Origin of the sequence: Moorena producens 3L (assembly GCF_000211815.1) — a bacterium.
Taxonomy (GTDB): Bacteria; Cyanobacteriota; Cyanobacteriia; order Cyanobacteriales; family Coleofasciculaceae; genus Moorena; species Moorena producens.
On the sequence record NZ_GL890927.1, the window covers coordinates 126233 to 137686 of the forward strand.

11 protein-coding genes are annotated in these 11454 nt (G+C 45.1%); 4 read left to right on the top strand and 7 right to left on the bottom strand.

Annotated features, from left to right (window positions below):
- Positions 1 to 88 precede the first annotated feature (88 nt).
- The 4 genes from LYNGBM3L_RS47500 to LYNGBM3L_RS16185 all read right to left on the bottom strand — a co-directional run bounded on the left by LYNGBM3L_RS47500 (position 89) and on the right by LYNGBM3L_RS16185 (position 3608).
- Entirely contained in the window at positions 89 to 268 is a 180-nt protein-coding gene (locus LYNGBM3L_RS47500) for a hypothetical protein (RefSeq protein WP_229414526.1), read from the bottom strand.
- Positions 269 to 355: 87 nt separating this feature from the next.
- Positions 356 to 697 (bottom strand): hypothetical protein, encoded by a 342-nt coding sequence (locus LYNGBM3L_RS47505; RefSeq protein ID WP_229414528.1) that lies wholly within the window; start codon positions 695 to 697, stop codon positions 356 to 358.
- Positions 698 to 719: 22 nt separating this feature from the next.
- Positions 720 to 1490 (bottom strand): aspartyl/asparaginyl beta-hydroxylase domain-containing protein, encoded by a 771-nt coding sequence (locus LYNGBM3L_RS16180; protein ID WP_008185345.1) that lies wholly within the window; start codon positions 1488 to 1490, stop codon positions 720 to 722.
- Between the two features lie 291 nt (positions 1491 to 1781).
- Complete coding sequence (locus LYNGBM3L_RS16185) at positions 1782 to 3608, bottom strand: fatty acyl-AMP ligase (RefSeq protein ID WP_008185347.1); 1827 nt, start codon at positions 3606 to 3608, stop codon at positions 1782 to 1784.
- Here LYNGBM3L_RS16185 and LYNGBM3L_RS43700 point away from each other — a divergent pair.
- The 4 genes from LYNGBM3L_RS43700 to LYNGBM3L_RS16200 all read left to right on the top strand — a co-directional run bounded on the left by LYNGBM3L_RS43700 (position 3597) and on the right by LYNGBM3L_RS16200 (position 8984).
- Positions 3597 to 3767 carry a hypothetical protein gene (locus tag LYNGBM3L_RS43700; RefSeq protein WP_154659820.1) on the top strand — a complete coding sequence of 57 codons (171 nt, stop codon included), beginning with the start codon at positions 3597 to 3599 and terminating at the stop codon, positions 3765 to 3767. The two genes, LYNGBM3L_RS16185 and LYNGBM3L_RS43700, sit on opposite strands and share 12 nt — an antisense overlap.
- A gap of 266 nt (positions 3768 to 4033) precedes the next feature.
- The gene (locus LYNGBM3L_RS16190; protein WP_008185349.1) at positions 4034 to 5749 is read left to right on the top strand and encodes an aminotransferase class I/II-fold pyridoxal phosphate-dependent enzyme; all 1716 of its coding nucleotides are present in this window, start codon (positions 4034 to 4036) and stop codon (positions 5747 to 5749) included.
- Between the two features lie 478 nt (positions 5750 to 6227).
- The gene (locus LYNGBM3L_RS16195) at positions 6228 to 7817 is read left to right on the top strand and encodes a B12-binding domain-containing radical SAM protein (protein ID WP_044493448.1); all 1590 of its coding nucleotides are present in this window, start codon (positions 6228 to 6230) and stop codon (positions 7815 to 7817) included.
- A 321-nt stretch (positions 7818 to 8138) separates the two neighbouring features.
- Positions 8139 to 8984 (top strand): SDR family oxidoreductase, encoded by an 846-nt coding sequence (locus tag LYNGBM3L_RS16200; protein WP_008185353.1) that lies wholly within the window; start codon positions 8139 to 8141, stop codon positions 8982 to 8984.
- 118 nt (positions 8985 to 9102) lie between these two features.
- On the opposite strand, the gene dacB is transcribed toward LYNGBM3L_RS16200, so the two are convergent.
- The 3 genes from dacB to LYNGBM3L_RS40920 form a co-directional block, all read right to left on the bottom strand.
- Positions 9103 to 10035 carry a D-alanyl-D-alanine carboxypeptidase/D-alanyl-D-alanine endopeptidase gene (gene dacB, locus LYNGBM3L_RS16205; RefSeq protein ID WP_008185355.1) on the bottom strand — a complete coding sequence of 311 codons (933 nt, stop codon included), beginning with the start codon at positions 10033 to 10035 and terminating at the stop codon, positions 9103 to 9105.
- A 506-nt stretch (positions 10036 to 10541) separates the two neighbouring features.
- Positions 10542 to 10976 (bottom strand): hypothetical protein, encoded by a 435-nt coding sequence (locus LYNGBM3L_RS40915; RefSeq protein ID WP_008185357.1) that lies wholly within the window; start codon positions 10974 to 10976, stop codon positions 10542 to 10544.
- A 175-nt stretch (positions 10977 to 11151) separates the two neighbouring features.
- Positions 11152 to 11340: a hypothetical protein gene (locus LYNGBM3L_RS40920; protein ID WP_131827108.1), complete on the bottom strand. Its 189-nt coding sequence runs from the start codon at positions 11338 to 11340 to the stop codon at positions 11152 to 11154.
- Positions 11341 to 11454: the final 114 nt, after the last annotated feature.

Sequence of the window (11454 nt, forward strand, 5' to 3'; positions counted from 1 at the left end):
CCCCCACCCTCCCCAAACTATTCCCGCAATTCCCTATTTCCTAGTTATACGAATTTGCTGCCCCGAGGCCATCCAAACAACTGTAGTTTTAAAATTTGAATATTTTAAAGCTAAAAGGCTCATCATAAGTTCCTACCCATTCTTGGTTTTTCTCAATCCAGCTGGCGATTGTATTAGCTACTTTTTCAGCAGGAGGAGCATAATTGACTCGGTTAGCTCGGATTTTATAACCTTTTTCATTGAGACGGTTCACTGGTGCCCAAGCCAAGGGACCGCTGATCACACCAGGACGGTAAAGCCTCATGAGGATTTGATGATTGCTGGCGTGGTAAACTATTGGTCCAACACCTGACCATTAATAGTGCAAAGCGATTTTACCAGAATGATAGACTGGACCAAAACAAGAAGGGCTACCATCTGCAATCGAACCAATAGCAACCACATCGAGGGGTCGCTCGCGCTTTAGCTTGGCTGCTTCGAGGGCTACCAATGCTGGCCAACTGTAGTTAACACGGTTCATCGATTCTACTATCTCAACCAGTGGCACTCCTCCATCCCCTACCTCAGTTTCGATTTGTCCTGCATTCAGGATAATCACATCGGGGTCATACTCAAGCCACCTTTGGGCATCCTCAAGGGTTTGTTGTTGAGACACACACAATGTATTGAAATAGTTACCTCTCCCCCCTCGCCCCACACTCGCTCTGTTCCCTATTGATTCATTGTCGAGCAAACACCTTATCTAAACGTTCTTCCCATTTCTTCTGATTAGCCATAGCATCTTGAACGTAGGGTGACCAAGCAATTACTTTAATAAATAATTGATTAATCCATGAAACAGGAAAACGGAGCGGCCTGACAATATCTAGAAATAAAACCACCCGCATCCCATCGGTTTCATTCCATACCTCATGGGGGAAGCTATCATCAAATATCATCGTTTTTCCTTCTTCCCAATAGCGAATGTCGTTACCAACACGAATCCGACAATTTTCCTTCGGTTCAGGAACACGTAATCCTAGAAGACATCTGATTACCCCTTTATAAGGTCCCCTGTGTTCAGGGATATGTTTACCTGGTAATAGGATTGAAAAAAATGCCGTTTTCATACCAGGAATTTTTTCGATAATACGAGTGGTTTCCGGACAGTTTTTACAATTTTGTTTAGATTTAATTCCATAGCCATAAAAGCCATAGGTTTTCCACCGATTATCTGTGCTGGTATACTCACCTTGGTCTGGAGAAATATCCTGGAAGTTGGGTAGACTATCTCTATATTTCAAGACTTGATCGAGCTCTTGGCGAATCGTCATCCATTGGGATTCTAACTCTTCCACCCAATTAAATTTATCAGGATCAAAGAATGTTGAATTACCAATTAATGAAGAATTAGTAATTAACGTTTCCAACTTGTATATAAGTGGTGTACCAATACCATAGATCAGGAAATTCCTCGCTTTTTCCCTAAGAGCGTCTAAAGAACGTTTCATGATTAATTATTAATTTAGCTGCGCTTAGATAAATATATTACCATACCTAATTAGTTTTTTTAATTGTTGCTAAAAAAAATTATAAATTGCTAGTGATGGTCGAAATTAGTAACTGGGAATTAGTAATATTTAACACATTTAATAATTCCAATAACTTAAGCATTCAGCAGTCAGTAGTCAGCAGTGAGTGGAAACCCCCGTGTCTGCCACTGCATCGCTTATTCAAAATCACCGATTGCGCTACGGGCATAAGCTGATAGCTGATAGCTGATAGCTGACCCAATAACAACTCTAGGATTCTGATGAAGCAACATTCAACTGACTCAACAAATCGGTAATGCTACGCTGCTGAAGTTGACTCTGTCGCCATTCACCTACTGCTTCTAAAGTGCCATCAAGAAATCGCAGCCGACATTCCCGACGTTTAATCTTACCACTAGAGGTTTTGGGAATACTTCCGGTTTTCAGCAGCACAATCCCATAAACATCGGCAATATGCTCTTGGGCTACCGCTTGACGAATGGCTGCCACTACTTCATCAACCACTAAGTGTCTCAGGTAACTCCGCTTTATCTCTTGAGCAATAACTAATCGTTCTTCCCCTTCTAAATCTACGGAAAACGCTGCACTAGCGTTGGGTCGCAGGGCTGGATGACTCTTCTCAACAGTGGCTTCAATATGCTGGGGATAGCGGTTGTTGCCCCAGAGGATCATCAATTCTTTGAGGCGACCGGTGATAAAGAGTTCCCCATCTTTTAGGAATCCTAAGTCTCCGGTGCGCAGAAATGGTCCAGTGCCAGTGTCTTTTATATAGGCACCGAATGTGCGTTCTGTTTCCTCTGGTTGATTCCAATAGCCCTTGCCCACACCTAAACCAGATACCCAAATTTCGCCAACTTTATTCTCTGGACACTCTATTAGGGTTTCCGGGTCAACAATTACCAACTGATCATCCAACCAAGGCTGACCACAGCTGACAATCCCTTGTGTTTGCTGTTGGTCTTTAGTAGCAGTTATCACCCGATTCTCTCCTAGGGCACCTTGCTCGACATACTTAATCACAGCAGAGTTAGCTTTCAATCCCCCGGAAATAAATAATGTGGTTTCAGCCATACCGTAGCAAGGGTAAAATGCTTCTGGTCTAAACCCACAAGGGGCGAAGATATTGGCAAACCGTTCTAGGGTTTCGGCTCGAACCGGTTCAGCACCGGAAAAGGCTACCTCCCAACTGCTGAGGTCTAGAGTTTCAATCTGTTCGGGAGTTACCTGACGACATAATAGGTCATAGGCAAAATTCGGACCACCACTGGTAGTGGCTCTGGCTTTATAGCGGGAAATGGCTTGGAGCCAGCGAACTGGTTTTTGAATCAAGGCTACTGGTGACATCAGTATAACCGGAAATCTCCCATAGATCGGCTGGATCACACCACCAATCAACCCCATATCATGAAACAAGGGTAACCAGATTATCGCTTGACTGTTGAGGGTATGCTCGAAGGACTGATAGATCGACGCTGAATTGTGCAGGATATTGCCATGGGTCACCATTACCCCTTTTGGCTTACCGGTGGAGCCTGAGGTGTACTGTAGAAAGGCTAAGCTATCGTGATCTGGGCGCTCGGTTTCAATCCAGTCTGATGCTAGAGACGGGGAAATTTCGTTGGTTTCTATCCAGGACAGTTCAGTTAAGGTTGGAGCTAATTCTGGATTCGAGCTACACTGCTGCTGGATTCTTTTCCATAAGTCCGTGGTAGTAAGCGCTACTGTGGCTTGGGAAGAAATGACCCGCTGCTGTAATTGGGCAATAGCCTGTTTCGACCGGGGGGGATTAGCGGTCACTGCTACAACTGAGGCATACAGACACCCAAAGAAAGCGGCAATGAACTCTAAACCAGCGGTATAGGGGTAGACTAATAAGGCACGGGAGCCAGCGGCAACTAGAGACTGTAGCTGAGCAGCAATGGCTCTGGCCTGTTGATCTAACTGTTGGTAGGTCAACAGGCCAGATTCTGTTTCCCCGTCTGCTAGGAAAGTGTAAGCAATTTGGTTAGGTTGGTTTAGTGCTCTATCGACCACGAGATCGACTAAGTTGGAGTATTTAGGTTTATGGTTTGCCATTATGCGATCGCGGATTATCCCTGGGTAGTTTCCCCTCATACCAAGCCTAGAGGTTACCAGACCCAATCAATCAAATCTGCATCTTACGAAACAGATTTTTCGATGCCAAATAGCTTACCTGTCAAACGCTATCGGCGCAAGAGGGTAGACTTGACTTGATTGATAGAATTTTTCACAAGTTTTAGTAGTTCATGGCAAAATAACCATCAAGTCAACCCCGAAAATAGCAATTCATTGGCTTCAAGAGTGGCAACTAGACCGAAATAAAGGCATAATCTCTGTTTAGAACATTATTAGCTGAGATTGAAGGTTCACAACTAGGCTCAATGATCGAAAAGTCATGGAGGGGTAAGGCCAGACGATCACCCAGTGCCAGTAACTGGAGTTGGGTGATTTAATCTTTTAGTGTGGTGAAGGAGTGCAACATGGAATTGTTGAACCAGGTCTGGAACGGGAAAGAAAGCTCACCGGCTACTTTAGTTACCAGTGATCAGAAATCTACCGTCAGTTCCCCAAAATTATCTCAAGGAGCATCAAGCATTGCCACTTGGTTAGTGTCCAAGCTAGCAGAAGTACTTGAGCTGGATGTCCAAGAAATCGATATTCATCGGGATTTTACCGATTATGGTTTAAATTCTATTGAAGCTGTTAACTTATCCGGAGAGCTGGAGAATTTCCTCGGACATCGGCTTTCCCCAACGCTTTTATGGGATCACAACAATATTGAGGCATTGGCTGAGTATTTGGCCGAATACGTTGCTAAACAACCAACAGGAAACTCACAAGCTCACCTAGAAACCTCGTCAGGGAGGTCAATACGGGAAACGAATGGTCATATATCGGCCAAAAACGGTCTAATTCCAAATCAAGATGTAGAAAAGCTAGACAATCAAGATATCCCACCGGAATACCACCATTTCCACCTATACCCAGAATACCGCAAACTGCAATTGCAACAGGAGGAAATCAAAGCGCTGGGGGTCAACAACCCTTTCTTTACCCCCCAAGAACGGGTAGTCAACAACACCACAGAGATTGGTGGCCGGGAATTGATTAATTATGCCACCTATAATTATCTGGGGATGTGCGGTGACCCAGTTGTTTCTCAAGCAGCAAAGGAAGCCATTGATCATTATGGTACCTCCGCCTGTGCTAGCCGTCTGTTGTCAGGGGAAAAACCCTTACATCGAGAGCTCGAAAAAGAAATTGCTGACTTTATTGGTACTGAGGATAGTATCGTCTATGTGGGCGGGCATGCTACTAACGTAACGACTATTAGTCACCTATTTGGCAAAAACGACCTAATCTTACATGATTCTCTGAGCCACAACAGTATTCTACAGGGATGCATCCTGTCGGGAGCGAGCATTATTGCATTTCCTCATAATGACTGCCAGGCATTGGAGAAAATACTCCAGGAGCGTCGTCACCACTATCAACGGGTACTGATTGTGATCGAAGGGGTTTACAGTACTGATGGTGACATTCCCGACTTGCCCCAGTTCATTGCAGTCAAGAAACGCCACAAAGCTTTCCTGATGGTAGATGAAGCTCACTCCATCGGGGTACTGGGCAAACACGGTCGAGGGGTTGGTGAGTTCTGTGGGGTTGATCCCGCTGATGTAGATTTGTGGATGGGTACCCTCAGCAAGTCCTTCGCTAGCTGCGGTGGCTATATTGCTGGTTGCGCTGCTGTGGTAGAATACCTCAAGTATACCTCCCCGGGGTTTGTCTATAGTGTTGGCATAGCTCCCCCTAATGCAGCCTCGGTGCTGGCTTCCATAAGGCTACTCAAGGCAGAACCAGAGCGAGTTGCACTGTTGCACCAGCGAGCTAAACTTTTCCTAGAATTAGCCCAGAAACAGGGACTGAACACAGGGACCAGTAAAGACTCTCCGGTGATTCCAATTATTGTGGGGGATGCGTTGAAGTCGGTGCAACTCTCTCAGAATCTGTTTAAACGTGGTATCAATGTCCCGTTTATGTTCTACCCGTCGGTGCCACAAAATGCTGCCCGCCTGCGCTTCTTTATCACCTGTAACCATACGGAGGAGCAAATTCGCTTTACGGTGAACACCCTGGCTCAAGAAGTAGCAAAGCTTCAGCAGGACGATAGTACCCAGAAATCACCCTTAGATTAACTATCAAATAGTAGCAATACTGGATACGGTCATAACTTGAGCTAATTGATGATCCCCCCCATCCCCCCTTAACAAGGGGGGGGAAGAGCCTTAACAAGGGGGGGAAGAGCTTCCCCAAAACACCGGGGGGAGAAGAGGCCGAAAGCTCAGTTTAGGCCGCTGCTAAGTATAACTACTGACAGGTAAATCTAAGGGAAAACTGGCAACTTACAGATTAAAAATCCCGTTGGCGAATTGAGTGGGAATTAACTGGGGGATCAGACTATATATATTAGCAAGCCTTAGCAACTAACTAACTCGGGAAAAGTCTCCCACCCCGTTACCTACCTAATATTTACCTAACCTAATAGTTAGTGGCTGACAGGCAATCCGCCAACGACATCTTTCCAACTCTGGTTAAGTTAAGCCAGCTGTGATCAATTGATACATTCTGATAAATCAATTCCGGAAAACCTAACTATCGTTTCAGGTGCCACTTATGCGAGTTTTACTGCTATATCCTCTGTTTCCGAAAAGTTTCTGGTCAATGGAGAAAACCATTGAGTTGGTGAATCGCAAGGCACTGGTGCCACCCCTAGGTTTGGTGACAGTAGCGGCGATATTACCTCAGACATGGTCCTTTAAACTGGTTGACCGCAATGTATGTGAGGTAACGGAGGCAGAATGGGATTGGGCTGAGATAGTGATTATCTCAGGTATGATCGTCCAGAAAAAGGATTTTCTTGAGCAAATTCAGGAAGCTAAGCGCCGTGGGAAAAAGGTAGCCGTTGGTGGTCCTTACCCGACCACCTCACCCCACGAACCTGAAGGGGCTGGGGCAGATTACTTGATTTTGGATGAAGGGGAAATTACCCTACCGATGTTTGTCTCAGCGATTGAACGGGGCGAGAGTCAAGGGGTGTTTCGTGCCAATGGTGAGAAGCCGGATGTGACGGAGAGCCCAATCCCCCGTTTTGATCTTCTCGACCTCGAAGCCTATGACACTATGGCAATCCAGTTCTCTCGGGGCTGTCCATTTCAGTGCGAATTCTGCGATATTATTGTCCTCTACGGTCGCAAACCCCGCACCAAAACTCCCGAGCAGTTGTTAGCTGAACTAGAACGCCTCTTAGAACTGAATTTCCAAGGGGGGATTTTTCTAGTCGATGACAACTTTATTGGCAATAAGCGCAATGTCAAGATTCTGCTGAAAGCCATGAAAGTCTGGATGGCTGAACACGAGTATCCTTTTAACTTCATCACAGAAGCTTCCGTGGATTTGGCTCAAGACCAAGAACTGATCGACCTGATGGTCGATTGTAATTTTAAAGCGGTCTTTTTGGGCATTGAAACTCCTGATGAAGACAGCCTTACCCTGACTAAAAAGTTGCAAAATACTCGGGATTCTCTGAGTGAATCGGTGGATGCAATTACCCAGGCAGGTATCAGGGTGATGGCTGGGTTTATCATGGGCTTTGATGGGGAAAAACCTGGCGCAGGCGATCGCATTGTCCAGTTTATTGAGAAAACGTCGATTCCTATTGCTTTTTTTAGTATGTTGCAGGCATTGCCTAATACTGCTCTGTGGCATCGCCTTGAGAAAGAAGGACGACTTATCGATGGTGGGGCTAATATTAACCAAACGACTTTGCTCAATTTTGTGCCAACTCGGCCTGTGGAAGAAATTGCTCGTGAATATGTGGAGGCGTTTTGGAGACTGTATGACCCAGAGCGATTTTTAAACCGCATCTACAACTACTTGATGAAGCTGGGTCTACCAAGGCATGGTGTATCTCGTCCGATCGATTGGATAACTATCCGGGCGCTACTAACCATATGCTGGCGACAAGGGGTTGTCCGTAAGACCCGCTGGACGTTCTGGAAGAGTCTGTTTAAGCTGATTCAGCAGAAACCGAAAGTGGTCGGCTCTTTCTTTGTACTTTGTGCCTACGCAGAACACTTCCTGGAATATCGCCAAATTGTCCGTGACCAAATTGAGGCTCAGCTGGCTGAATTTATGACTAATAAACCAGCACCTTTACCGGCTAAGAATGAGGAAGTGGCGGTAAGCGAATCCGCGATCGCATAATTCATTCTTTAGGGAACAGCGGATCTGGGAACAGGGCAAAAATTGGTGTACCTGATGACGATCACAACTGCTAGATAAGAGTGCGATCGCAAAACGTTGCGTCAGTCTTGGAATGAATAGGAGTAGAGTGGGCATCCTGCCCGCCCCAAAATAAGGAGGAAACTGGCAAGATGCCAGTTCTACACAAGATGCCAGTTCCACGCCTGATGCCCATTCTACAGGTGCGACCCGACTCCCGATTCCCGACTCCCTGTTCCCTATTCCCTGTTCCCTATTCCCTGTTCCCTTAAAAATTAAGGCTCCTTCGGAATAGACTCAACCATGACCTTCAATCAACAGCACGCTATTATCACAGGGGGTTCCAGTGGGATTGGCAAAGCCACTGCCAAATTATTAGCCCAGAAGGGAGCTAATCTGACCTTGATTGCTAGGGATACAGCTAAGCTAGAGCAGGCTAAAGTCGAGATTGAAGGGATGGGAACAGATCCGCAAGCAAAAATTATAACTATTTCTGCTGATGTTTCCCAGCAGATACAGGTAGAAACAGCCATTGAGCAAGCAATCGACCAAATCGGTCCGGCTGACCTATTAATCACTAGCGCTGGTATTGCTCATCCCGGTTACTTCCAAGAGCTGCCCATAGAGGTATTTGAACAAACCATGGCAGTTAACTATTTTGGTTCCCTCTATGCAATTAAAGCAGTACTACCCAGCATGGTAAAGCAACACAAGGGTCATATTGTACTGCTATCTTCCGGTGCTGGACTGATTGGTATTTATGGCTATACCCCTTACAGTCCCAGTAAATTTGCCCTGCGGGGTTTAACGGAATCCTTACGGGGTGAGTTAAAGCCCCAAGGCATTCATGTTTCTATTGTCTATCCTCCCGATACCGATACCCCACAACTGGAAGCAGAAAATAAAACTAAGCCCCTGGAAACTAAGATGATTACTGGCAGTGCCCAGATGTGGAGTGCAACTGCTGTAGCGAATCAGATTGTACGAGGTATTGAGAAAAAGCAGTTTGGGATCATGCCAGGATTCGAGATGAGATTACTAGGCCGGTTTCATAGTTTGCTCGCTCCGGTATTGAATTGGTATTTTGATCGGATTGTTGCAGGGAATCGGGAATCGGGAATCGGTAATCGGGAATCGGGGGAAGACTAGTTTGAAGGATTAGACACTCAGGAGTCGGATAATTACCCTTAATAAAAATCTCCCCATCTCCCCATCTCCCCATCTCCCCATCTCCCCATCTCCCCGCGCCCCCGCCCCACACTCTCTATCAACTACAAGGCATCAGCTGAGTCAATCGCAGAACAATCTGATCAATTCCTTTTTCTAAGACTTTGCCTGACTGGGATGGTTGATTAACCATGATGCTAAACACAATAGTTCCGTAATCGGGATGTTCTAGATATCCAGACAGAGCTTTCACTCCTCTGAGGGTGCCGGTTTTGGCCTGAACTTTGGTTTGTGTAGAGGGATGACGCAACCGATTTTTGAGGGTACCGCTCACTCCTGCAACCGGTAAAGAGGCTAGGAAAACTTCGTTATTATTGGCATCACTCATCCCTTTGAGAGTGGTTACAAATACCTCTGGAGTCGCTAAATTTTTCCGGGATAAGCCAGACCCATCTACCAGTCGATAACTATTAGGGTCAACTCCCAATTCCGCCAAAGCATCCTGCACTACTTCCGACCCGCCAATATAGCGCAATAAGGTATCAGCATAGCTATTGTGGCTTTTTAGATTCGTTATCTTTACCCATTCTTCCATTGACTTAGAGCGAATCGGAGTATTGGGATGAAGCTTGTTTAATGCTGCCGCTGTAGTTAATAGTTTGATGTTAGAAGCAGGGATAAAGTATTGATTAGCATTGTGGCTGTAAAAAATCTTCTCTTCCGATAACGATTCAACCAAAATCCCCCATTTACCTCTGGCAAAAGAAGGATGATCGATAATCGAGTCAATCACTGGTGGCAGAAACTCCGGACAAATGCCATTCTTGTTGCTTTCGGGAGGGGGAACAGGGATTTTAATGGAATCTGGATCTGTGTCTGGAGGAAGGACAGAAATTTCCAGAGATTTTTCCTGTTGCCTTAAGTCCGCAACTGTTCTAGCGCTAGCTTTTTTAGACGTAATAGGAGTTACCGTAGTGAGCACAGCTACAGTTAGCATTCCTAAGGATTTCAACCAATAATTCAATTGGGTCATAGTGAGGTAGTCGTGTTGCTACAATTCAACAAGCACTAACAGATCAAAAAAAGCATTGGTAGTTTAGGGTTTTATCCCAAACTACATCCTACAATACCTTTGACAAAACTGAATAATTTTTCGTTGCTTAATTAAAAATAAGCATCCCAAAAATCAAGACATTATAATAGTCCCGATCTAGACTATGACTATTCTTTCAATATTCCTGAATTTTATTCAAAAACAGATTATATTTCTATGAATCTTAGATGAATTTATCCATTTTTTTTTTAAGGTTGTTCCCTCTTGGGGTTCCTTGTCAGGTGGGTTGTTCGCGTAGCGTGGCCTTTGGCCAAGGTTACAGGTTGAAGGTTACAGGTTGAAGGTTGAAGGTTGAAGGTTACAGGTTGAAGGTTGTTGACCCTGGGGGTTTGAGTCTGGTGGGTTTAAGGTGAGTTTTATGTTAGTCCACCCACAGGTACTTCAATTTGTAATAGGGGAAATAATACATCAAATCTGGTTAGGTTTCAGCAGTTTGCGTTCGCGTAGCGTGGCCGAAAGGCCATCCCATTAAGGATTAGATACCGCAAGGTCAAAAAGTAGGGTGTGTTAGGGGCGCGCCTTGCCATCATATTCAACTTCGTAGCCAGTAGCCCCGTAACGCACCACCACAAGGCTTGCCCTGATTTTCCGCCTCTTTGCGCCTGCTTGGCACAGCCCGCCCGAAAATAATTGTCACGGGCAAGATGCCCGTGCCACAACAACATGCCCGTGCCACAACAACATGCCCGTGCCACAACAACATGCCCATGGTACTTACCGGGTCCGCTACCAAAAGTCGAAAGAACGGGCAAGATGCCCATTCCACGGCAGGATAGATAATCGTGATTTTTTGATGCCATCATGGAAGTAGCTCCTACTTCGTTGGGAGGAAAGCCGCGCTGGGGATGGTTAACGGGCATATCCAGCGCGGTTATTAGTTTCAGCGTCTACTTTCTATACTATACATAACTACTTGAAAAAATGCAAGGGATAATTAATTATTATTACATTTATTTACAATTATTGTGTATCCATTTTTTAAATAAATTATGTGTAATTTATGGTTAGGTTTTTCCTTAGTTTAGCCGTTAGCTATTACCTGATATAGTTAGGGAGGGTGGGCAGTGCTTGAAACCAATAAAAACAGATAGCGATCGCATTAATAGCACTGCCCACCTCAGGATTAATCACAATCGAAAAAGTTAGGGAGGGTGGGCAGTGCTTGAAACCAATAAAAACAGATAGCGATCGCATTAATAGCACTGCCCACCCTAGGATTATCAATTTTGGCTCTCCTAGGGTGGCTATGATAAATTAGTATAAAATAATCGCCATAGCCCTTACTAAGTAAGGTTTTGAGCCCACCTCAGGATTAATCACAATCGAAAAAGTTAGGTA

Coding starts and splice junctions, on each gene's coding strand:
- LYNGBM3L_RS16180 (WP_008185345.1), bottom strand. CDS start 1,490: ATGAAACGTTCTTTAGACGCTCTTAGGGAAAAAGCGAGGAATTTCCTG.
- LYNGBM3L_RS43700 (WP_154659820.1), top strand. CDS start 3,597: ATGGTTTGCCATTATGCGATCGCGGATTATCCCTGGGTAGTTTCCCCT.
- LYNGBM3L_RS16185 (WP_008185347.1), bottom strand. CDS start 3,608: ATGGCAAACCATAAACCTAAATACTCCAACTTAGTCGATCTCGTGGTC.
- LYNGBM3L_RS16190 (WP_008185349.1), top strand. CDS start 4,034: ATGGAATTGTTGAACCAGGTCTGGAACGGGAAAGAAAGCTCACCGGCT.
- LYNGBM3L_RS16195 (WP_044493448.1), top strand. CDS start 6,228: ATGCGAGTTTTACTGCTATATCCTCTGTTTCCGAAAAGTTTCTGGTCA.
- LYNGBM3L_RS16200 (WP_008185353.1), top strand. CDS start 8,139: ATGACCTTCAATCAACAGCACGCTATTATCACAGGGGGTTCCAGTGGG.
- dacB (WP_008185355.1), bottom strand. CDS start 10,035: ATGACCCAATTGAATTATTGGTTGAAATCCTTAGGAATGCTAACTGTA.
- LYNGBM3L_RS40915 (WP_008185357.1), bottom strand. CDS start 10,976: ATGCCCGTTAACCATCCCCAGCGCGGCTTTCCTCCCAACGAAGTAGGA.